Raw genomic sequence first — 23,300 nt, 5'->3', positions numbered from 1 at the left:
GGGATCAAGTGAATTCATTCATGTCGCCATTTACTCAAACGTTCTGAACGTTTTCTGAGTAGCGTCCTGTTCCTCTGGTATATATGTAGGCATAATAGGCTGGACCATCTCTCCATTGTCACCAGGAGGTTTTAATCCAAAGCTCGACCAACCTGAGCTCCAATACAGTATTAATTCCTTCCAATATGGAATATCTTTGCCGGGTAACTTTTGTTGTGCAAGGTCAAACACTTTCCTTAATTCATCCCTATACTCAGCATAATAGCATTGATCTTCTTCGTCAAACACCGGCATGTAGAGATCCAAATGATCTGTGATCTCATTGAGCAGATACAACCGGAGATCCCATCCATATATAATAGTATCTGACCCATAAACAGAGAGTACCGGACGATCAGCCAGACCTGCCTGACTAACTAAAAATCTATGTGAAGTAAGCGGTAGTAATTTTGGTGCTTTCGCATACCAGTCGGCAAAAATGCGTTCTTTCTCTTCTACAGACGCTGGCCTGGCGCCCCAAGACTCTAGCCATACACCTTTGGATGGTGATACATCCTCAAATATGGTCCGATAAGGCCAGTCCAGTTTAGAAACGATTTCATCCTCATCTTCCAGCCAATTGTAAAAAAAAGACCTTTGATAAGTTTGGGTTTCACCTCCTTCTTCATACTCATTTACCTCTTTCCTGTCTATGGTATGCAGAATGTGTAAGAAGGCTCTATGCGCTGGCATAAACGTGATGCCATACTTTGCTTCGATGGAATCAATCTGTTCATTAGTCATTCCGATCCATTTTGCCCCTTCTACCCATTCAGGACAGGGATATCCTTCAGTATTGTTTGAGGATTTGCTTTTACTCCAAAATGTTTCCGTTCTTTCCTTCACCCAGTAAAAAAACTCATTATAGTCTTCAGGAATGAGCAATGCTTGTTTTTTATGCATAAGGGACTTAAAAAAAGTGAGGATATTGATAGGGATCAAATTTAACATGACTAAAAATTATTCTCTAAGAAAATTGATTTGGAAGGTGTGGGCTTTCGATATTTTATCTTTTACTTATCGTGAATGTGAATTAATCCATCAGCATCCAAAAAACAGGCAATAATTATTGCTCCTGAAAAGCAGTATAGAAAACAGTATCAATAAAGAAAAGTGTATTGGATTTGACTATAACATTTTCGTCGTGTATATCCTCAAGGATCAAACCTAGTTCCTTGTTATAATAGTTATTAGTGGGCAGTCCTTTTCTTAATGTATTTTCAAAACCGTTGTATGTCAGTAGTTTCTTAACATCTGATAAGTCAACTACATCGTCTGCTGTCACAAATGGTTGTCTTAAGACGGCAAAGAAATCATCTCCAATTTCAATAAATCCAAGAAAACTATAAGCTGTATTGGGGAAAAGGAGATTGTGAATCACTATGCTGTTAAAGAACTCCAGCCAGGTAGCATAGTAAATTCCATCATTGATTTTAATGACACTTTTTGTTTCTGCCTCAAAATAAACTTTTGCTTCACCTCCTCTGGCAAGAAATTGGGATTCGCTTGGGGCTTGTTTTATTAATAGAGCGTTTTCTGAGGCATATTTCCTTAAGAATTCGACCTGCTCTTTTTTTGAGATTGATTTACTTTCGAAATCTCTCTTAACCGTTGTACTTGTGCTAAAGCTTGAGCATAGGATATTTCTGGTTGCTGTGCAATTATCTGTTGCCCCCTCAATGATAACTCCGTCAATGATATTTTTAAGTTTACTTCTGGTATCATTAATATTCATTTGAAGTAAAATTACCAAAAAAATAGAAAACACGCGAATACGCTATTCAAATGAATACAAACATTTGTAAATCAAACAAATATATCCATAAATTTAAATATACTCATTGTGAAATGAAGCTATTTTCTCCAGATCTGATAAAAATAAGTTCGAAAGTTGTCCCCGGTAGCCCGCAGAAGTTAAAAGCCTTCAGATGAAAGTCTGAAGGCTTTTTTGTTGGCGGTAATCTTTGATTAAATGATTTTGACTGTAACAGGTCCGGAGGTAATGGAGCGAGATTATTTGACCCGCAATTAGGAAGATGGAATGTACCTGACCCAATGCCAGATCAGGGTGCGGGCTGGACACCATACCGTTACGCATTTAACAATCCAATGAACTACCTTGATCCTACGGGTCTGTATGAGGTAGATGCGCAGGGGAACATTACATTTACGTCTGCTGACGAAATATCTAAAATATGGAGTACCTGACAAATCAGGGACAGGCTGCATCTGCTGAAAATGTATCAAGCTATGTTTTAGACGCAAAGAACGGTTTTAGCTGGCAACTAAAAGAAGTTACCGTGAAAGGAAACAGTTATGCCGTGTGGAACGATGCACGAATGGACGCATATACGCAGGTGGCCAGCGCCCTGGATATATTCTGGGCAGGCGGAGAAAGGACTGCAGAGGATTCAAAGAGGAAAAAACGCGCACCGGCACAGCTGTCTGAGAAAAAGGTAGCGGCAAAACCAGCCGTAGCTGCAAGCGAGGCTGCAGGTCCATCTGTTCAGACCCCGGGTGACAGGACCCGTGGAAACCTGAATATCGACGATATCGGATTTTCCACAAAGAGATTTCTGGGCTGGTCCGGATTATCGTAAATTTAACCCCTCTTATCAAGTTTTTAGATGGTAATAATATGAAGTCAAAATTTGCAGTCATTTTTTTCGCAATTGTCTCTCTGTTTTTTTCATCGTATAGCAGGGCTCAGACAAATGTTCCGGAAGCAGAAGGCATATTAACGCTTAAGACGTTTTATGCCAAATACATAGTCACTTTTTCAGAAGAGACGGACGAAGTTAAACTGACTAAACTGAGAAAGCAGTTTTGTACGGCAGGACTCCTGAAGAAATATAACAAGATGAAGAGCGATATTGATGCAGATCCGCTACTTAAAGCACAGGATTCTGACCCTGCTGCAACTACCACTTTAAAAGTCCGCAAGGACGCCGCTAAGGCAGATACCTACGTTGTAGCATATCAGGATATGTTCACTAAAAAATGGATCAACATCAAATTACACCTCATAAAAGAAGGGAATTTCTATAAGATAGACGCCATTCTTTAATGGAACAATAAGGGCCGGCATAAAACTAAGCTGGCCTATTCTCCCTGCCCCTACTTCCACTGCCGTAACACCCTTATCCTTACTCAACACACTGATTTCCTGCTGCCCATCCAGCACCCTTACCACCCTCCGTCACTGTAGCGTCTTCCTTCACCGGTATATAGCAGATAATCGAAGCGAGGTCTTAACTAAATGATTGTGACTGTCAAAGAATACAATAAGCTTCATTACGAATACCTTCAATTGATCAAAGTCTTCCCTTTCCACCCCAAACGATCACTTTGCCATCGTTTGTAAGAGCCGCAATGTGAGAACAGCCGCAAACAATAGATTTTATATTTGCAAGACCTGGAGGCGTATCAGTTTGTCCGTTGGCGTTTTGTCCCCAGGCTACTACTGTACCATTTTTCCGAAGTGCCGCCGAATAAAAGCGCCCCACAGCGATCTGCTTAACACCGGTTAACCCATCCGGCACACGACTCTGCTTATAAAGATTAGATCCCCACGCCACTACAGTACCATTTTCTTTGAGTGCCACCGAGTGAAAGCAGCCTGCAGCAATGGCCACTACATGATCAAGCCCGGCTGGCACTTCGGTCTGCCCATCACTGTTATATCCCCAACATACCACTTTCCCGTTTGTAAGCGCCATGCCATGAAAATCACCTGATGCAATAGCTTTAACACCAGCCAATCCCGGCGGAATCTTCAATGGCTGATCAACAGCCTTGCTGTTGCCTGTAGCACTCCACCCCATGACTGTTCCATCCTTTTTCAAAACTAACGTCTGATTCATACCTGCAGCCACCGTTTTTACATCAGCGATCGCAGGCGGAACGGTCATTTTCCCGAAACTAATGTACCCCCAGGCCACAACAGTTCCATCACTCTTCAAGGCTACTGAATGATAAGCACCAGCGGCAATAGCCACTACATGATTCAGTCCCTCTGGAAGAAAGCACTGGCCTTCTTTATTGGATCCCCATACTGCAACCGTACCATCCTTCTTTAAAGCCATCATATGATTGTACCCCGCCGCTATTGTAGTAACATCCTTTAATCCATGTGGTATCTGTGATTCATTGTTTAAATCGGCACCCCATACCACTACTGTTCCGTCTTTTTTTAATGCAGCGGTGAAGCCATTGCCGGCCGCCAGCATGGTTACCGTGGAAAGGCCGGGAGGCACAGGGTGCATAATTGATTTCTGGGCCTGCAAATCCAACGCAATTACACAGAAAGTAAGCAACGCACAGAAAGTATATAGTATTTTATTCATACGTGGAAGGTACAGGTTTTTTATTTCCTCAGGACTCTCCTGATGCCATTTCAGACTCCTACTTAATAAAGCCCCTAATAGCATGATATGTTTAAGGGAGATACAATTTAAGTTGAATGATAAATTCATAGATTTCTTTAAAATCCGACACAATATCGTTCGAACTTTGTCCCCTGTCGCCTACAAAAAGTTAAAAACCTTTATCTAATATCGCTGCTCCCACCAATCAAAATTGTAGTGATACCCATCCTTTATTATACTTTGTTCTTTTGATAATGATGGCGTTTTCAAACGCTCCAACTTTGTTATCGTCTTTAAGGATGTAATAAATTTATTCATGTCAATCTTCTGAAAATTCTCACAATCCCCAAAACTTAATTCAGTTAGATTAGTCAGTTGGCTAAAATCAAATTCTATGGACGCGAAATTATTGTTGGTCAGATAAATACTTTTCAAAGAGTGAAGTGTCGAAAAATAGGGAGGTATCGTCTTTAACTTACTAAATGACAGATCAAGTATTTCTAAATTTTTAAAAGGGAGCGTATCAGTATTAATTGTCTCAAAGAAACTTACATCGAGATTCAATCTATGTAAATTCTTTGCCGCTGTTAATGAGTTTGGGAAATTTAATGAATGCCCCCATCTAAAGTCTCTGAGGCTATCTAACTGTCCACAATCAATATCCAGCGATTTAACTGTTTTATTGTAGATATCAAATATTGCTAACCTTTTCAAACTCCCGATGCTGCCAGGAATAACAATCAAGTTCTGGCAATGCAAAGTCAAAGAGGTCAAATCAGGTAATTTATTGAACTGATCGGGTATGACCTTTGCATCATCTGATTGTATAAATAACCTTTTAAGTTTTGAGTTTTCAAAAATCCCCCCAGGTAATTTTTCAGTCTTGTGTATCTTCACTCCGAAATCCCCCAATTGCGGAAGCGATGATAATTTTAAATCCTCTTCTTTCAGACTATTGATTTCCAGTGTTAAATCTGTTAATGATTGTAAACTCCAGACCACATTGGGAATCTGAACCAGGTTCTCACCATAAATAGTCAATCTCTTCAGTTTTTTAAGCTTACTTAATTCATCTGGCAGTTTAATATATTTGCCTCCATAACCATCGATAAAAAGTTCCTCAAGATTGACAAGTGCCTGGATCCTTCCATCTGGAAGTGCTTTCGTGTAAGGATGATTAGAGTTGTTAAATGAAAACGCTAATTTTTTGACTTCTAATGGCCTTTTTAATGCTTCTTCGTAGTTGTAAATGGTAGTATCAAGGCCACCATATTTAGCCAATGTCGTCAGTGGAAATGATAAAGCCGTAAGGCTCATGCTAATTTGTCTTATAAAGACCCGCCGGGAATGTTTTTTTTGAGTCATTATGTTTAGGGTATAGGTATAGTAAAATTATACATTCTGCCTTAAATCTTTACATACTGTTTATTGGAAACCATCCTTCCCGGGCCGCAGATTAATCAATAGCCTTATCACCCTGAAGGCTTTTCCATAAAAGATGATGAAGCTATTTCTGAACTAAAATGATTATGGGCCCCTCTTATCCAATTAAGAAAGTAAAAGCTCACGCTTCGTGTGAGCTTTTACAGGAGGATAGCAGGACTTATTCTTTACTATCCCGGTTGTCATACAGTTGTAGGTTAAGACCCCGGGACTGCATTGGCAATCACCTGACGGTCGTTTAAAAATTCTTTTAAATCGGTAAGCCGATCGGTATTAATGAGGTCTACACCACAGTCCAATAACGCAGTCCACACTACTGGGTTTTCCGGCGAGGCCCACAGCCGTACCTTTTTGCCATAGCGATGCGCCTGCGTCACGTAATCACAAAGTATACGGCGTTCATCTGCAGGAAAATCCCCCCGGCCTGTCCATTTCAACAGACGTGCGTATTTGCAGCTGGCCGTTTGGTAGAGGTTGGCCGCCAGTGTATCATTCTTCACCTGCATCAGATCCTCATCTATAAAAACAAAACGGTTCCGCTGTGCTTTTATAGATGCAATCGGCTTGTGGCCGGTGATGACGATGGTAACCTGGCGTTGAATCACCTGTCCGTCACGATATTCAGAAAGCATTTCGTGGTATTTCCCCAATAATATATCCAGGGCCCGATAAGTACGCTCGCTACCCGACTTGATATCAATCATGAGCGTTATCGGAGCATCAGGGATGATATTTTTACAATCAGTTCCATTAATACAATTGAGTAGCGGTGCCAGATAAAGATTCTCGAGCGTTTTATGCAGGCGTAATTGTGGTATTACGTGGGCCACGACCAGTTGATTACGCCACAGGTAAATATCTGCTTCGATAAAGGTATAGCCATTTCCCAATGCTCCATACAAAGGTCGCTTGTGATGATAATCATTGTGCGCATAACCATGATGAAGCGGAAGACTCTGGGCGGCAACGGGAGAGACTGCCAGTTTTATCGCCAGCGTTAGTGTAAGTCCGAAGAGCTTCAAATAATCCATATAACATTCGTTTCTGATACAAATGAAGCAGTAATCACAAAACGCTGACGGGACAATCAGCGAGAAGCAGGCAAATAACCCGTTAAGGCGGACACACTTTAAAAAGGAAGTGATAAATTGTATACACGGTTGAATGTTTATGGTATAATATTTTCCAGCTCAGGATAAGAGCCATCCAATCGTCACATTGCTACTTTCTTTTCACTTAGAACAACAAATAGGGGTACATTAAATAGCCTCACCAATTGGGTGGTTTTGCCAATAAAGAATTGACTGGCATTGAGAAGATGGACGTAGCGGAAATAACTGCACCTATTATTACTGATATGGCGAAACATGTAATGATCAAAGTCCAGGTAATCCCCAGTTTTTTATGATCACTGTATTAATGGGAGCCTTCCAACCATCGGAGAAAATCTGATGCATTTGCTTTGCTGATGACTATTGATTCGGGCGTCTTCACAACAAGTTTAGCAAGCAACTTTCGGGGGAAAATCTTCTCTACATTGACAATAGCAAGCTTATTGATAACAAATTGGCGATTAGCGCGATAGAACACCTCCGGATCAAGCATTCTCTCCAGTTCATCAAGCGTTGAAGAAATGAAATACTGGTGATTTTTTGCTGTGCCGATTTGCACTATCGTATTTTCTAAATAAATATAAGCAATATCGTTTACGGGAAGAGGAATGATATTTTCCCGTTGTTCAACAAGTATAGATTTCTTGTAATTGTTTTTTAATTGTTGACTCAATTTTTCAATAGTAAGTGTCGCCGCGACTGATTCAAAAACTGATTTCAGCATTTGATATTTCTCCATTGCCGTTTCCACCGAATCCCTGGTAATCGGCTTTAATAAATAGCTGACTGCATTTGTTTTAAAGGCATCAAGCATATATTCATCATAGGAAGTGCAAAAAATGATAGGCGTTTTGACTGCGACTTCTCTAAAGATGTCGAAACACATTCCATCCGCCAGTTGAATATCAGAAAAGATCAGGTCTGGCAAGTTATTTTCTGTCAAAAACTTAACACTTTCTTCTACAGAATCAAGGATTGCTATTACAATATTTGATGGATCCAGATTAACCAATATCCTTTTCAACTCTCTCGCGGTATTGATTTCATTCTCTATAATCAAAATTCTCATATATCGGCAACTTTACAATAAACATTGTTGAACTTTTCTCAATTATTAAATTTCTGGAAAACAATAGCTGATAGCGGTTTAGCAAATTATTTAGTCCAACTCCCGTTGAATAATACTGTGATTTCATCGGATTAAGATTATTGCTAATAATGATAAACGATGAGTCATTATAGATCTGTATCCTCAAAGGTTTGATAACAGATGCTACATTGTGCTTAATAGCATTTTCCAGCAGAAGCTGTAATGTCAGTGGTGGTATCAGCGTCTGCATTAATTTCTCTTCAAGGTGAATGTCTATTTCAATTGCATCTCCCAGTCGTGTTTTGATAATGTACAGGTAGGACTTAATGAAATTTAATTCGTTTTCTATTAAAACAACATGCAACTTGTTATGAACCAGCATATATCTATATACACTGGCAAGATCAGCAACGTAATCTTTAACTTGTTGTTCCTGTGTTATTGAGATTAAAGTATTTAACGTGTTAAACAAAAAGTGAGGACTCATCTGCTCCTTCAAATTGGACAGGTCAGCCTCCAACTGCGCTTGCTTTAGCTTTTCTAATTCGAGAATACGATTTTGTCTTTCTCTCAATAGCTGTAAATAAAATACGACAAGGAACTGTACGGCGCTAAGTAGTACGCACCTTAATATCATCAGGTACCAGTTCAGGTCTTCTATGGCAACGGATAATGAGGAATTTTTTGATAACTTACTGAAAACAAAATCGAGTAAGATAGAAGCGAGGAAAATAGCTATGGCAACAAATATGATACTGAATAAGTAGGCAAAATATCGTACTTTATTGTGAAATAAAGCATATCGTCGATGCAACCAAAGATGTAGAAAAAAGGCAAGCAATCCCGCAGTGAAAGTATATCTGATTGTCCGTACCGCTAAATACAGACCGCCTGAATGAACATCATTTCCGGTCAATTTAATAGGCACTGCGGCCAGGCCTATTCCCAGTGAGATGATGAAGCCTAACATCCGGTATTGTTTCCACATAAAAAGTTAGCACATTACAATTTTTAAAAACGTGTGACCTGGTCAAATTGGTAATTTCTAATTATAACCGCTTTGGAACCATTTACCCCTATGTCGGTCTAAAAATTAATTGTTGTGCTTCGCCCTAACCAGCAAATGCCATGTTCAATGGCAAACGAACAGTACGTAAAGCCCGTAGAAGAATTTCATGCCCATTGACATGCAGAATATGATTTTGGCCATACAGGAATGGATGGGACTGGTAAACAAAGGTAATTTAGGGTCCATGGTGATTGTCCACAGCAATAGAAAAAGCCTTCAGAACAATCTGAAGGCTTTTTCTATCGTGTATGACCGATGTGCGGTCCCGGTTAAAATGATTTTGACTGTAGAGTCAGGAAGCACTACCATTCTCTTTGCCTCAATGCCTCTTCGATATCTATATCGATCTCAAAATGTTGTATTATTCTTTGTACAGTCTCGCCTATAGAATCTCTTGCAGCAGTTTCAAGCTCGCTCTCGTTCTCAAAGAATTCGTCTTCCAGATTATTAATTTTTACGGTCATCTGGTCAAAAGCGTCCTGGATCTGAACCCCGGTACGCTCTCCTTGTTCAATAAATGTAACCGCTTCTTTAATTGCTTCTTTTACCTTGTCAACGAGGAACCCCGGAAAATACTGATCAGCATACATATCCGGTAAATACTTAAAATCGCCGGGAAGTTTTGCGTTATTCATCAAAGTATAATTTTTGTCCTAAAGATAGCGGTTTACATGTAGAGCATAAAAAGAGTATTACCTGATAAGTTCGAATTTCAGATGCGTGTGTCCTTGCTGCTTAAAACAAAGAATGACTATTAAGGTCTGTTATAAAAGAAATCTCTTAATTCTTTTACATATAGCGCTGGCACACTCAACGCGGCAAAATGACTACCTTTTTCTATAATGTTAAATCGTTGCACATTCACTTTCCTGTTAGCCCACTCTATTGGGAAAGGCGCTTCTCCTGGAAATAAGGATACCCCTGTAGGAACTTCAACCTTCATATCTGATTTAAGTCCGCCTGTCCAGGTAGCCCTGCCTTCCTCTGCATAAGTACGGATGGAGGTATTAATGGTTTGCGTAATCCAATATATCATGATATTGGTGATCAGTTCATCCTTTGTGTAATGATCGTTAAGATTTTCAGGTTTCCCGGACCAGCCATGGAACTTTTCAATTATCCAGGATGCCAATCCCACAGGAGAATCATTTAAGCCGTAGCCCAATGTTTGAGGCTTTGTTGACTGAAGAAGGTTAAAGGCACCTTCAGTAAAAAACCATTGCTGGATAAAGCCGCCAAACTCCTGTTCCGGTGCCGACATCGTTGACCAGTCTTCCTGTCCGTTTGGATAGCCAACATCTGTTATATGAATAGCAGAGACCAGTGAAGGATACTGATTGGCCAGTGACTTGCTGATTGTTGCCCCCATATCCCCTCCCGCAGCAAAGAATGTTTGATAACCCAGTACATCCGTCATGAGCCTGGCCCATAAACGGGCAGTTTGATCACTATTTTGCGGAACACCACCTAAAAAACCAAACCCAGGTATGGAGGGGATAACAACATCAAAAGCCTCGTCTGCATTACCGCCATAGCTTTCTGGATCAGTAAGCATAGGAATTATTTTATGAAACCTGTAGAAGCTGTCCGGCCAGCCATGGGTTAAAATCAGTGGTTTGGCATCTTTAGATTTCCCTTTAACATATATAAAATGCACGTTGATACCCTCTATTTCAGTTTTAAACTGAGGGAATTTATTTAAATAGGTTTCCTGTGTTCTCCAATCGTAGTTATACTGCCAGTGATCTACCAGTTCACGTAAATAAGCCAGATTGGTGCCATAACTCCAACCAGCGTTTTCTGGTTCATCAGTCCAGCGTGTCTGTTTTAATCTTACGGAGAGGTCGTTTAATACTTCTTGTGGAATTGCTATTGTAAAGGGTGTCATCTGGGTTATTTTTAGTTTATACAAATTTAGCCGTCTACCGGCTAAGCTAATTGTATAAAATTAACCTCCCTCTCAGAAAGTTTAAGGCTTTCAGATTGCTCCAAAGCTTTAAACTGCAGATGACGATGTGCAGTACTCAGTTATTACCAGATCAGCAGCTCGGCTCAGGTGTGAGTATTTGCCAAATTCTTAGATAGAAACGATATCTTTACCTATCATCCAACATCATTTCGCCATTAATATAATCTATATGAAAAACTGGTTCTTATTATCGCTTTTCTTAGGTTCTTTTGTTGCCTGTAAACAACAGTCTGATGAGAAATCCTTCATTGCTATTGAAGGGATAGACTCAACTATCCATCCGGGCGATAACTTTTATAACTATGTAAATTTAAAATGGTATGATACCGCACAAATACCACCCAGTCAGTCGGGCGTAGGTGCATACCGGTTTATGAACTATCAGCAGCGTCTGAAGTTACAGGGCATCCTGGACAGCGTATCAAAAAGTAATAATCCGGCTGGCAGCCTTGAACAAAAGATCGGTGATTTTTTTGCCGCCGGCATGGACACCAATATGATCGATCAGCGTAGTTTTGAACCACTCAAAAACGGACTGCAAAGGATCGATGCGATCTCCAGTATTGCTGATATGACGACGTTCATCGCGGCAGAAACAAAATTGTCAAATGTATCGCTTATTGATTTTCAGGTGCTGGCCGATCAGGAAAACAGCAGTATGAATATGGGGCATATTTATCAAACGGGTATTGGTATGCCTGACAAAGATTACTACTTCAAGACTGACACAGCTACCGTTGCTATTCAGCAAGCATATAAAAAGTACCTCACAGATCTTTTTACATTGACCGGAAGCGATCCTGCATTGGCACAGAAAAATGCCATATTGGTTTACGATATACAAAAACAGCTGGCAACATCACACAAAACCAATATAGAGCTGCGGGATGTAAAAGGTAACTTCCATAAACTGGCGCTGGCTGATTTAAATAAACAGCAACCCAATATCGGCTGGGCGAGTTTCTTCCAACAGCTGGGTGCTACCATGGATACACTGGACGTTGCTCAGACAGGCTATTATGATAAACTGAACACACTATTCAAAACCATCCCGCTCGGAGATTGGAAAACATACCTGAAAGCGAATTATATCAGTAATTATGCAGATTACCTTAGCAAACCCTTTGTAAATTCAGCTTTTGAATACAACAAAGCCCTTACCGGACAAGCCGTACAAAAAACACGTGGTGAGGTGATGTCAGGTGTGGTAGATACCTATCTCGGTCAGGCCCTGGGGCAATTATATACGAAGTTATATTTTCCGGAGTCGGCAAAGGCACGGATGCTCGAGCTCGTAAATAACCTGCAAAAGGCATTCTCCAACAGAGTAGACAAACTGGACTGGATGAGTGACAGCACCAAACAAAAGGCCAAGGAGAAACTATTCGCCATCACTAAAAAGATCGGATACCCTGATAAATGGCGCGAATACAACAATGTGACTATCGTAAAGAATAAATATTTTGAAAATGTGGTATCTGCGGCGGCGAACAATTTCCAATACAACCTGGCCAAACTTGGAAAACCGGTTGACAAAACTGAATGGTTCACTACACCGTCCACAGTTACTGCTTATAATAATCCCTACGCCAACGAGATCGTCTTCCCTGCCGGGATTCTACAACCTCCCTACTTTGACAATAATGCGGATGACGCACTAAACTATGGTGGCATCGGTATGGTGATCGGCCACGAAATGACGCATACGTTTGATGACCAGGGCGCTCAGTTTGATAAAAACGGTAACGTAAAGAGCTGGTGGACACCGCAGGACTATGAAAAATTTAAGGCCAAAACACAACAGGTGATTGACCTGTACAGTACATTCACCGTACTGGATAGCATGCATATAAAAGGTGCGCTTACCGTAGGAGAGAACACAGCGGATATCAGCGGGGTTGCCGTAGCTTACGATGCCTTTAAAATGACCAAACAAGGTCAGGACACAACAAGGATCGGTGGCTTTACACCAGATCAGCGGTTTTTCTTTTCGATCGCCAGGATCTGGCGCGTGAAAATGAAAGACGAATACCTGCGCTTCTGGGTAAATAACGATCCTCATTCTCCTCCTATGTGGCGTGTAAATGGCCCATTGATGAACATGGCGGCTTTTTATACGTCCTTTAATGTACAGCCTGGAGAGAAACTGTACCTGGAGGAAAATAAGCGGATCAAGATTTGGTAAGGCGCGGAGGCCCACTTTATTTTTTACAGGCCTTTTGCTTATATTCGCTACAGTACTTTAATAATCATCTATATATGAAAGTAGTTGCCTTAATGCTGGCAATGTTTTTTGCCGTTACAGCCCGGTCACAAAATACCATCAATAATTACAAGTACGTTTTAGTACCTGAAAAATTTGATATTTTTAAACAGGAGGATCAATATGGGCTTAATACGCTTACAAAATCTTATCTGGAGAATATAGGATTTATGAGTTTCATGACGAACGACCAGCTACCGGCTGATATTGTCAATAATAAATGTAGCGCGTTAAAAGCGGAACTTGTAGAGAAAAAGAAGTTTTTGGCCACTAGTCTAACTCTGGTTCTAAAAGATTGTCAGGGCAATGTTGTCTACAAAGGTCAGGAAGGTATCAGCAGAGAGAAAGAATGGAACGCAGCTTACAGAGAAGCCTTAGCTAAGGCTTTTGTTTCTCTGACGGCCGCACAGTATAAATATGATAGCACCGGAACCACTCAGGTGGCTGTTGCTCAGCCTACACCAGCTGCTCCTGTCACTCCGCCTGCGCCGGTCGCTGCCGCGACACCTGCCACAATCACAGAAAGTAAAGATGTCTTATACGCACAGGCGAATGCCAATGGCTATCAGCTGATTGACACCTCTCCCAAGAAAGTAATGACATTACTGAAAACTTCACAACCTGATAATTTCATTGCTGACAATGGTGTAGAAAAAGGTATTGTATTTAGAAAAAACGGCGAGTGGTTTTTTGAATACTATAAGAATGATAAGCTTGTTTCACAACTGCTTATTATTAAATTCTAACAGTTAGTTCATTCCAGATATTTATCTCTCCAACTCCGGAGAAAGTAAAAAAGCCTTCAGCATCTAGCTGAAGGCTTTTTTATTGTATGCAGTAATACACGTTTTCGGACTGAGATGATCCTGACAGCTAAAAGAACAATAGCTCCTGCCAATAGCATTAACAATGATTTTTTGTATATTTAGCTAACGAGGTCCCAACCTGAAGGAGCACCGTATTCCACGACATTGACAATACGCTAATGCTATTTCCAAACCCAGCCTTATACCAACATGAAACTAAAATTCCTGATCTCCCTGCTTTTGTTTACGACTGTAGTATTCGGACAAAAGTCATTACATCTCTATGGTGGCCAAGACCATGACGTCTATTTAGGTTGTCTGAACTGCGACGATATAAGTCAAAATTCGATCTGGAACAGCATAGGCATCTACGGTTCAAATATAAGTAGCACATCTATCTGGAACAGTATTGGAATTTATGGCAGTGATATCAGCAGCTATTCGCCTTTTAACGCAATAACCAGTCATCCACCGGTGATAGTTGATAAGGAAGGCAATTTCTATGGTTACTTAACCGCCAATAACATAAAAAATGACCGAGCTGATTTTAAACTCGCTTTGAACATTTGTAAATACTATAAAGAGATTCAGAAAGATGTTGCAGGTTGGTACAAAAAAAATCTTCAATTAATATATCCTGGCGAGCAGGTTAACAGCATACGAACAGGATATAAAAAATGAGAACATGCTATTGTGGTCTGACCCATAAATGACTGGAGTCTGCAGCGATATCATACTCGTAAATTGCACGACTCAGGGTATCGACGTATATCCATTGGGCAGTTGAGAATATCATTCCTTCTCCATTGTTAACATCCGCACCTAGTTGCACCCTAACACAGTTACCGATATCTGTATGCTCAAATCCGTCGTACATAAACACAATAGAACTATCCCTCAGATAAGACTTCACCATTTCATTTGTTGATAGCTGAATATAACTGCGGATAGTATCTCCCATCCACGGAAACTGATCATTTATCTTAAAAAAGGAGCTATCCGTAATATTGATTGGTTCCCGTGTGACATTGTCATATGTAAGGGTATCCTGCTCCACCTGGGCAGCAGCTGTATCTGATTGATCATTGTTTACACTATTACTATGACAAGCCGTAAACAACAAAAATACACACGCAACGAAAGCTTGTTTCATAAAAATGAGATTTACATTGCAATGGATTAATTGGATCCCGAGTATCTGTCCAGCAAATCTTTTTCCTTTTTTGTGAGGCTATTGATACCTTTCTTATGGATCTTTTCCAGTATGGCATTAATATTCTCCTGCTGATTTGCCCTGTTTATATTATACCTGTGATCAATATTGATAATGCGTGCCCCACGTTTTTTAAAAAAACGGTTATCTATCATCAGTAAATGTGGCCGGGTAATAATCAGGTAGATAAAGAAGATACCGGGTATTATAATGACAAGAATTACAATGTAATTATTGAGAATAGCAGCGGGATGTACAATAATAGCGGCTATCAATCCTATAATCGCTCCGCCAAGATGCGCTTCATGACCGATATTATCTCTTTTTGATTGAATACCGTAAACAGAATACAACACAAAAAATATCCCAAACAACCAACCTGGAACAGAGACAGGAACAAAAAACACCCCTACACCAATACCAGGCTGAAAAGCAATACAGGCGAATATAATACCGCTGACAGCTCCTGATGAACCTACCGCAGTATAATCACCATGATTACGATGTACATAAAGCGAGAATAAATTCCCTCCTATCAGGCTGACAAAGTAAATAAAGAGGTATTCCTGCGCACTGATAAATAATTCCATGCTCTCACTAAATACAAACAAGGACATCATATTAAATAAGAGATGCATCCAGTTGACATGCAGGAAACCAGATGTCACAAGGCGTTTATAATCTTTGTAAAGCAGGATGTAATCTACTTCAAACGAGTACTGATCAAATATCTCCCTGTATTTTAACCCTTTATAAGTGAAGAAGACATTAATGACAATCAGGATGATGGTCACTAACCCAATATTATAAGACATATAACAAATATAACTAAAGCATTCCTATTATTTATAAAATCCATAATTTTCCCTGACCAATTACTTTCCCCGTTTTGTGACACTGTCAATCTGTTGTCTGAGTCTGTCAACACAACCCTGGAAAACCGGCATTACCTCTTTTACCTGTTCTTCGAAAGATTTTGAAAGCGTTTTTTCATACTGCTCTCTTGTCATTGCTGCCATTATCCGATCCGCGGAGCAATCACAATATTCCTTTGCTAACTGAGGATAATTGGTCGCTGTAGGTCCGGCATCTCTCATGCAATTTTTTATAAAAATCGCTCTGTATTCCGGAGTCCATTCAGTATTCTGCTGACGGTTTCCAATGCGATATCTGTCTGGGTTAGGTACTGCCAGATCATAAGCCCCCTTTAGTATCAGGATTATAGAAGCGACTTTCATAAAGGTTCCATATTTCTCTAACATTTTGTCAGAGCGTTCTTCCTGCTCTTTATTCCTGGGCCTGGGTTTCCATATCCTGAATGAACGCAGGAACAAATAAAGTCCTATTAATAAAGATGTTAATCCAAAAATGTAAGGTAAAAACGTCATCATTGGTTGCTGTTAATTATAATTATCGAAATGATTATTGCGACCATCCCAGTAAATGTCAATAAAATATTTTTTGCCTTATTGCTTCTCAACTTCCGAAGGAAAGACAATTTGATTTAATTATCCAAACAGTGTATATTTAACTTAATAACATTAAGCACAACAGCCCCAATATATTAAGTTATACCCCGATAAACGACAGTCCTTCCAGTAACCTTTTAAATATAGGAACATGCCTATAAATTACCGTCAAAAACTGAGAGATGCGTATTTTACGCCTTATATTGTTCATCCTTTTCTGAGAGTAATAGCCTTCTTCCTGGTCTTACTCGTTATCGATCTACCACTGTCCGCACAGCCTCTTGTTAAAGTAAAAATTCCCGGCACTGCATTTTCTGCCACTAGCCCCGGCAAGAAAGTCACTGTTGAGGACTTCAATGGCGGCAGACGATTCCGTGGTCAGGCTTTTGCAAAAGTAACGCTAAGCGCCAGGCTTAGTGCTCCCCCAGCCACTGCCGCAAGTCCGGGCATGCAGCAGCTTGTCATTCGCTTCTCCACCAGTGCCTCCGGCCCTTCTTTGCGTACCGTTGAAATACGCAATGGGTCCGCCAGCTCTTTTCATATCGACACCTATCTCACCGGCAATTATACTTCAAAAGAAGTTACTAAACCAGCCACACTGGCTAATATGTGGGTTTTGAATCCGCCAGAACGGGTAAGCGCTGCAACCGTCCTTCGTATAGAGATAATATTCCCCGGCGGTTTCGATAGTCAGATCAACCCTGGCGAATTCGTACTCAACTCCGTGGAACTGGGCTTCCCAGCTAAGCTTACTACCTCTTCCACAACAGCAACAAGTAATATACCGGCTGCCTCCGTTGGCGCAGCTGCAACAAATGCAGCCGGCAGTACATCCGTAATAGCTGCTTCCTCCAGTGCGGCAAGTGGGGTCATCTACACCCTGACTGATGATAACAGTTTAATGTGGTACAAGCATACCGGACGGACAGATGGCAGCTTTAACTGGGCTACGCCGGAAGGGAAGAAAGTAGGCACCGGATGGAATTTTAAACAGATCTTTTCAGGTGATAATAACGTGATCTATGCAATAACACCCAGCAACGACCTCCTGTGGTTCAGGCATGACGGACACAATGATGGCAGCTTCCGGTGGGCAACTAACGAAGGTAAGAAAGTAGGAAACGGATGGAACTTTAAGCAGGTATTCTCAGGTGACAATGGCGTCATTTATGCCATCACCACCAGCGGCGACTTATTGTGGTTTCGCCACGATGGTCGTAATGATGGTAGTTTCCGGTGGGCAACTGCTGAAGGCAAAAAGATAGGCAACGGATGGAATTTCAAACAGGTGTTTTACGGCGGCAATGGGATCATCTACGCTATTACCCAGAACGGCGATCTATTATGGTTCCGCCATGATGGACGCAATGATGGCAGCTTCAGATGGGCGACCGCTGAAGGCAAAAAGATAGGAAATGGATGGAATTTCAAACAGGTATTTTACGGTGGAGACGGAGTAATCTATGCTATTACGTCTGCCGGTGATCTATTATGGTTCCGACACGATGGACGCAATGATGGTAGTTTCCGATGGGCGACTGCTGAAGGCAGGAAAGTCGGAAATGGATGGAATTTCAAACAGGTCTTCTCACGATAATAACAAAAATCCTTCAGTTGTAGCTGAAGACTTTTTGCTATGAGCAACAGTCATACTCATTATGTTATCAACCTATTTTATACCATAAAGACACCAGTCCGGTATTATAGGTTTTACTATCCAGTAAAGTAAGTGGAGTTCGGTTATCCTGCATACGAAAAAGCGGCTTACCAGCGCCTAAAATTATAGGATGCACGGATAACCATAACTCATCTACCAACCCCTCCTTCATTAACGCATCAGTCAGCGATGCGCCTCCAAACAGCCAGATATCTTTACCTGGTTGTTCTTTGATACTACGTATCTCAGCAAGGCTATCGCCAGCAATAAGAATGGCCCCTTCTTTCACGTCTTTTAGCGTATTCGAAAATACATATTCTTTCATACGTGGCATACCAGGCACCACTTCTCCGTTGTTATTCTCAGCATGTTGCTGTGCCATTTCATAACTCTTACGCCCAATGAAGATGGTATCCACACGGGAAAAGAAGTCATTCAGACCATAATCCTGGTCATTAAAACACCAGTCATACTCTCCGTTAGGACCTTCGATAAAACCATCCAGGCTTATGGCCAGACCTAAAATTACTTTACGCATATACTCTTTTTTATAGCACAAAGCTGCACAACATAGATCTCCTGAAATTGTACAAAACGGACCTTAATATAAAATATGCTGTGACTGAGCAACTTCTCTGGGTGTATGGCCTGAATAGACGTTGTAATCTCGTATAAAATGCGCCTGGTCATAATACCCGCTTTCGTAAGCGATGTGTGTCAGTGATTGATGGGGATATTTTTTCAAATGTTGCAAAGACCGCACAAACCTGTTTACCTTCAGATACTCCTTTGGTGAAAGACCCACGTATTGCTGAAATTTACGCAAAAGATAGCGCTGACTAATCCCTGCATTTTTAGTAAGCTGTTGTACAGACAGTGGTTCAGATGAACGCTGTGCCAGCAGCAAACAATTTGTTATCTGCCTGTCATCCTTACTGTTTGCCAGCTGCCGAAGCAGATATTGTTGTACGATGGCTACACGGGTAACGTTATCGCCCGCGTCTGCCAGCTTTTCCTCCATTTCTATCGCCATACCCTTCCATACATCTGCCAGCTCAGCTGTAGTATCGGTTAATGTGTGCATAGATAAATGGAAGAATTTATACGCCATGCCCGGTTGAAAGCAAATAGCAATCACACCAGCCCCTTTACGCATCTGCACATCCATCGGCTGACTCATGCGGGATGTGATAATGCTACACTTATACAACTCATTATCTATAATAGCCAGCGGAGTCGTCGTATAGTTAATAAAAAGCTCCGTACAGGTATCGGGCAGTACGCGTACATGACGGATATCGATGTCATCATCACACTCCATAGTACATATCAACCTTATATAAGGCTGTAATTGCACTATGGCATTATATAGTTGAAGACGCATACCCTGCAAATATACGCATCAGGTCAGGAAAGAAATTTACACTTTTTGATAGTACTCCCCCTACTGAGATAAAGCGAAAAATCTCCTGGCCACTAATGATGCTATAATTGCCATCAGGCCAAATATCCGTAGTGTTTCCACAAGTCCTGTTGAGACCAGCAGGCTAAATAACAAACTCCCGGAACCATAGCCCATAAAAAGGAAAAATGCAAATAAACCAGTTGAGCCACCCGCATGCTTTTTACTGAATGAAGTCACAATGGTCGCTAAAGATGGATGTGTTAAGTCAAAGCTTAGCGACAATATTGTTACTAACAGACACGCTACGAATAAAGCCGGTATACAGCTCAGCAGTATAACCGTGATACCCCCTAATACTATACCCAGCGGAATGATCCGTCTTCTGCCAATCCGGTCTGCCATACGACCAAGCGCAGGCCCCAAAAGCAAACCAGGTATACCATATCCTAAAAGTGCCAATCCAATACCGCGCTCATCGAGATGATAAACATCATAAAAGTATACTCCTAACCAGGCAAAAACCCCGCTATGAAAAAGCCCATTCTCAAAAACAAAAAAATAGGTACCCTTTGCTCCCGGGGTTGATAATATTTCCCTGAAGATGGTTAAAAGTGATAGCTGAGATGAAGATTTGGGAAGATCAGGGAAAAGACGACGGCGGTAATAAATGTTAAACAGCAACACAATACCACCAGAAAATGCAACAAGGGAAAACAAGGTCCTCCAACCTATGATACCAGCCAGCAACGCTCCTACACTTGACCCAAAAGCCATCCCACCTGCCATACAACCAAAGAAGATACCCAATGCGTACCCCCGCTCTGCATAAGGAAAACGATCACTGATCCAGCTGATCGTTGTAGGCGCTATGCCCGCGGCACTGATTCCCGTCAACAGGCGTAACAGAATCATCTGGCTTGTATCCTTTACAAATGCTGTACAAAAAGAAAAAATAATGAAGAGGCATAAAGAACATACAATGATGCTGAACCGCCCATAACGGTCACTTAATGGTGCATATACCAGCGTAAATACACCATATCCCAATAAGTATACAGGCTCAATAAAACTGGTTTGCCGGACAGTACTGCCAAAAAGACTGGCCAGCTCCGGTAATAACGGCGCTACCATAAATGCCTGAAAGAAGATGATAAATGTGGCAAGTGAGACAATCACAACTTCTCCCTTCGTTGCCTTATTATGCGGAGAAGATATATTGACAGCAGATGAATCTTTTGTTTCGACAATCATAAAAACAGGTATAACAGCATGGCAATGCCACAGATCAATGAACATCATTGTCAGTGATCCGGGATCATTCGCCAATTAATCATCAGAAATATATAGTATAATGTGTGAGATATACCCCGATCAGGTACTATGCAATCAGACACACAGATGTAACGGGTAGCTCATCAAGCTGGAAGGCCTCCTCCTGCCTGGAAAATCCTTTACTTTCAAAAAATCCGAGCAATGGATTGTTGCTATGTTCATTTATCCAGATACCTTCATAAGACCGGCATGCAGCAAAACACTTTGCAATAAGTGAATCTTTTACAGCGGCCTCCTGGTATTTCCGCAACACGCCGAAATCTGCAATACGGATGGCCCGTTTACCATCCAGCGCCCGGGGCCGTTTGCCTTTAGAGGTTATCCGGGCATATCCTGCCGGTTGATCATCCACATAAACCACCAGCCATTGATTCGACATATTATTGGTTTCAGCAATAAGGGCTTCCTTATTGAAATGTTGAGCGATATAACTGGCAAGTAATTTTTCTTCCAGCATAGATGAATACTTTTCTATCGCCAGTTCCTTCGTTAGCATCAAAAGCACGTCCACTCCTGTGCTCAATGTAAATTTTGTAATTATGTTCATGACCTGTTGTAATATATACAGGCAAAATTATAGGGTTTGCAGTCTGCCGGACTTGTACACATTTTGAAAATACAACCGGTACAGATGCTAGCGAAATAGCTTTCCGGCAAGCCTGATCGCCTCAACCCTTTTGGGAGAATATTTATCTGCAAAGACCAGTCTGAAATACTTATCGAATGTGCCTGAAAAAGAAAAGGTATAGCCAGGCGTAAACCTTACTCCGATTTTCTCACATTGATCGTAGAAGTAATGTATATCGGTATGATCAGGCATCTTTACCCAAAGATTATATCCGCCTGCAGGCGTTACAATAGCTGTTCCTTCCGGAAAATTTTCTGATATTAAATCAACAGTGAAATAAGCATTTCTGGCCAGTTGCATTCTGAAAGTACGGATATGCCGGTCGTAACTGCTGCCGCTTAATAAACGGTTAACCGTCTCCTGATATAATGGCGAAACTGTACTACCGAGTGCAAACTTGATCTGTTCTGCCCGTTGCATAAACTTCCCGGCGGATAACCAGCCAAGGCGTATTCCCGGAGCAAGCGTCTTTGAATAGGATGAATAGGTCAACACAAGCCCACTGTCATCAAGTCCTTTTATAGTAGAAGGCCGGGGGCCATGAAAATTAAGGTCGCCATAAATATCGTTCTCAATCAATACAACATTATACTGATTCGCAATGGATAACAGCACCCCCTTCTGCTCATTTGTCAACAATGTGCCTGTAGGGTTATGAAAGTTAGGCGTTACCACCACCGCCTTAACAACGTTATTTTGACATGCTTTCTTCAGGAAGTCAACATCAAAACCGGTATGTACGTCAACCGGGATTTCAATCACCTTCAGGTTGAGCATCCTGATCACCTCCAGTACAGAAAATACACACGGACTTTCTATAGCAATTACATCACCGGCATTACACACCGCTGCCAGTGCGATATAAAGCGCCTGCAAAGCGCCATCTGTAATCAGCAATTCCTCCGGATTGATGATCGTTTGGTGAGCGACAGCTCTTTTAGCGATGTTGTGCTTCAGTTCTGCCAAACCACTGGAAGGATAATAGCGTAATAACTCCGCTCCTTTCTCTCTGATCACCTGCTGCATGGTACGCAGCAATAGCTTTTGAGGCATCAGCAGATCTCCCGGCGCCGCTACATTAAATTCCGACAATTTTCTCCCGGCCCGTAATGAGGTGGTGAGTCCCAGATGCTGTTTAAAAATAGCATCCCTGACCACAGGACGGGGTTTGGCTTTTACCTGTTGAGCAGGCATCTCCCGTCTGTTGCTGACAAAATAGCCCGATTTGGGCACACTCTCTACCAATCCACGGATAATAAGGTATTCGTAGCCATTCTGTATAGTACTGGTGCTTGTCTGATACTGCTCCTTCAGTTCACGGACAGACGGCAATTTATGACCTGGTTTGAATACCCCTTCTATGATATTCTTTTCAATGGCGGCGGTAAACACCTCAAATTTATACGTTCTCACATCTGTATCACTAATATTTACATTT

23 protein-coding genes and 1 pseudogene are annotated in these 23,300 nt (G+C 41.3%); 7 read left to right on the top strand and 17 right to left on the bottom strand.

Features of this window, described 5'->3' with window-relative positions; translation table 11 throughout:
* Positions 1-30: 30 nt before the first annotated feature.
* Complete coding sequence (locus BMZ72_RS35075) at positions 31-990, bottom strand: hypothetical protein (protein WP_089816020.1); 960 nt, start codon at positions 988-990, stop codon at positions 31-33.
* Positions 991-1,105: 115 nt separating this feature from the next.
* On the bottom strand, positions 1,106-1,774 hold the full coding sequence (locus BMZ72_RS35070; RefSeq protein ID WP_089816018.1) for a putative polyvalent protein kinase domain-containing protein: 669 nt from the start codon (positions 1,772-1,774) through the stop codon (positions 1,106-1,108).
* Positions 1,775-2,049: 275 nt separating this feature from the next.
* On the opposite strand from BMZ72_RS35070, the pseudogene BMZ72_RS37260 reads away from it, so the two are divergent.
* From BMZ72_RS37260 to BMZ72_RS35055, 3 genes and pseudogenes are all read left to right on the top strand, one after another.
* Positions 2,050-2,247: pseudogene (locus BMZ72_RS37260) on the top strand (RHS repeat-associated core domain-containing protein); the annotation flags it as partial.
* Positions 2,235-2,639 (top strand): hypothetical protein, encoded by a 405-nt coding sequence (locus BMZ72_RS35060; protein ID WP_089816014.1) that lies wholly within the window; start codon positions 2,235-2,237, stop codon positions 2,637-2,639. The pseudogene BMZ72_RS37260 and the gene BMZ72_RS35060, both read left to right, overlap by 13 nt.
* Before the next feature lie 38 nt (positions 2,640-2,677).
* Positions 2,678-3,106 carry a DUF3828 domain-containing protein gene (locus BMZ72_RS35055; protein WP_089816013.1) on the top strand — a complete coding sequence of 143 codons (429 nt, stop codon included), beginning with the start codon at positions 2,678-2,680 and terminating at the stop codon, positions 3,104-3,106.
* A 247-nt stretch (positions 3,107-3,353) separates the two neighbouring features.
* On the opposite strand, the gene BMZ72_RS35050 is transcribed toward BMZ72_RS35055, so the two are convergent.
* The 7 genes from BMZ72_RS35050 to BMZ72_RS35020 form a co-directional block, all read right to left on the bottom strand.
* Complete coding sequence (locus BMZ72_RS35050; protein ID WP_177223038.1) at positions 3,354-4,385, bottom strand: RCC1 domain-containing protein; 1,032 nt, start codon at positions 4,383-4,385, stop codon at positions 3,354-3,356.
* A 204-nt stretch (positions 4,386-4,589) separates the two neighbouring features.
* Positions 4,590-5,771 (bottom strand): leucine-rich repeat domain-containing protein, encoded by a 1,182-nt coding sequence (locus tag BMZ72_RS35045; protein ID WP_089816009.1) that lies wholly within the window; start codon positions 5,769-5,771, stop codon positions 4,590-4,592.
* A gap of 275 nt (positions 5,772-6,046) precedes the next feature.
* Positions 6,047-6,880 (bottom strand): phosphatidylinositol-specific phospholipase C/glycerophosphodiester phosphodiesterase family protein, encoded by an 834-nt coding sequence (locus BMZ72_RS35040; protein WP_089816008.1) that lies wholly within the window; start codon positions 6,878-6,880, stop codon positions 6,047-6,049.
* A gap of 385 nt (positions 6,881-7,265) precedes the next feature.
* Positions 7,266-8,030: a LytR/AlgR family response regulator transcription factor gene (locus tag BMZ72_RS35035; RefSeq protein WP_089816006.1), complete on the bottom strand. Its 765-nt coding sequence runs from the start codon at positions 8,028-8,030 to the stop codon at positions 7,266-7,268.
* A complete protein-coding gene (locus BMZ72_RS35030; protein WP_177223036.1) occupies positions 8,005-9,021 on the bottom strand; it encodes a sensor histidine kinase in 1,017 nt (338 codons plus the stop codon). Before BMZ72_RS35030 ends, BMZ72_RS35035 begins: the two co-directional genes overlap by 26 nt.
* A gap of 401 nt (positions 9,022-9,422) precedes the next feature.
* A complete protein-coding gene (locus tag BMZ72_RS35025; protein WP_089816001.1) occupies positions 9,423-9,755 on the bottom strand; it encodes a DUF5713 family protein in 333 nt (110 codons plus the stop codon).
* Positions 9,756-9,874: 119 nt separating this feature from the next.
* A complete protein-coding gene (locus BMZ72_RS35020) occupies positions 9,875-11,032 on the bottom strand; it encodes an epoxide hydrolase family protein (RefSeq protein WP_255373376.1) in 1,158 nt (385 codons plus the stop codon).
* A 226-nt stretch (positions 11,033-11,258) separates the two neighbouring features.
* On the opposite strand from BMZ72_RS35020, the gene BMZ72_RS35015 reads away from it, so the two are divergent.
* From BMZ72_RS35015 to BMZ72_RS35005, 3 genes are all read left to right on the top strand, one after another.
* Positions 11,259-13,274: a M13 family metallopeptidase gene (locus BMZ72_RS35015; protein ID WP_089815997.1), complete on the top strand. Its 2,016-nt coding sequence runs from the start codon at positions 11,259-11,261 to the stop codon at positions 13,272-13,274.
* Positions 13,275-13,348: 74 nt separating this feature from the next.
* Entirely contained in the window at positions 13,349-14,098 is a 750-nt protein-coding gene (locus tag BMZ72_RS35010) for a hypothetical protein (RefSeq protein ID WP_089815996.1), read from the top strand.
* Between the two features lie 270 nt (positions 14,099-14,368).
* A complete protein-coding gene (locus tag BMZ72_RS35005; RefSeq protein WP_089815994.1) occupies positions 14,369-14,839 on the top strand; it encodes a hypothetical protein in 471 nt (156 codons plus the stop codon).
* Positions 14,840-14,846: 7 nt separating this feature from the next.
* On the opposite strand, the gene BMZ72_RS35000 is transcribed toward BMZ72_RS35005, so the two are convergent.
* The 3 genes from BMZ72_RS35000 to BMZ72_RS36760 are packed head-to-tail and all read right to left on the bottom strand — an operon-like array spanning position 14,847 to position 16,468.
* Positions 14,847-15,311, bottom strand: coding sequence for a hypothetical protein (locus BMZ72_RS35000; protein ID WP_089815992.1), 465 nt, complete (start codon positions 15,309-15,311; stop codon positions 14,847-14,849).
* Between the two features lie 26 nt (positions 15,312-15,337).
* Positions 15,338-16,186 (bottom strand): rhomboid family intramembrane serine protease, encoded by an 849-nt coding sequence (locus tag BMZ72_RS34995; RefSeq protein WP_089815990.1) that lies wholly within the window; start codon positions 16,184-16,186, stop codon positions 15,338-15,340.
* 60 nt (positions 16,187-16,246) lie between these two features.
* Positions 16,247-16,468: a hypothetical protein gene (locus tag BMZ72_RS36760; RefSeq protein ID WP_177223035.1), complete on the bottom strand. Its 222-nt coding sequence runs from the start codon at positions 16,466-16,468 to the stop codon at positions 16,247-16,249.
* A gap of 523 nt (positions 16,469-16,991) precedes the next feature.
* Here BMZ72_RS36760 and BMZ72_RS34985 point away from each other — a divergent pair.
* The gene (locus BMZ72_RS34985) at positions 16,992-18,437 is read left to right on the top strand and encodes a tachylectin-related carbohydrate-binding protein (RefSeq protein ID WP_089815986.1); all 1,446 of its coding nucleotides are present in this window, start codon (positions 16,992-16,994) and stop codon (positions 18,435-18,437) included.
* Positions 18,438-18,504: 67 nt separating this feature from the next.
* Here the strand turns inward: BMZ72_RS34985 and BMZ72_RS34980 are convergent, their stop codons facing one another.
* From BMZ72_RS34980 to BMZ72_RS34960, 5 genes are all read right to left on the bottom strand, one after another.
* Positions 18,505-19,035, bottom strand: a complete 531-nt coding sequence (locus BMZ72_RS34980) for a dihydrofolate reductase family protein (protein ID WP_089815984.1) — start codon at positions 19,033-19,035, stop codon at positions 18,505-18,507.
* A gap of 63 nt (positions 19,036-19,098) precedes the next feature.
* The gene (locus BMZ72_RS34975) at positions 19,099-19,881 is read right to left on the bottom strand and encodes an AraC family transcriptional regulator (RefSeq protein ID WP_089816088.1); all 783 of its coding nucleotides are present in this window, start codon (positions 19,879-19,881) and stop codon (positions 19,099-19,101) included.
* A gap of 60 nt (positions 19,882-19,941) precedes the next feature.
* The gene (locus BMZ72_RS34970) at positions 19,942-21,153 is read right to left on the bottom strand and encodes an MFS transporter (protein ID WP_089815982.1); all 1,212 of its coding nucleotides are present in this window, start codon (positions 21,151-21,153) and stop codon (positions 19,942-19,944) included.
* Between the two features lie 127 nt (positions 21,154-21,280).
* Positions 21,281-21,781: a GNAT family N-acetyltransferase gene (locus BMZ72_RS34965; RefSeq protein ID WP_089815980.1), complete on the bottom strand. Its 501-nt coding sequence runs from the start codon at positions 21,779-21,781 to the stop codon at positions 21,281-21,283.
* A gap of 87 nt (positions 21,782-21,868) precedes the next feature.
* Positions 21,869-23,275, bottom strand: a complete 1,407-nt coding sequence (locus BMZ72_RS34960) for an aminotransferase-like domain-containing protein (protein WP_177223034.1) — start codon at positions 23,273-23,275, stop codon at positions 21,869-21,871.
* Positions 23,276-23,300: the final 25 nt, after the last annotated feature.

The sequence above is a fragment of the Chitinophaga sp. YR627 genome, from assembly GCF_900114995.1.
Taxonomy (GTDB): domain Bacteria; phylum Bacteroidota; class Bacteroidia; order Chitinophagales; family Chitinophagaceae; genus Chitinophaga.
The sequence above is the reverse complement of the archived record's forward strand: the minus strand, read 5'-3'. Positions and strand labels throughout refer to the sequence as shown.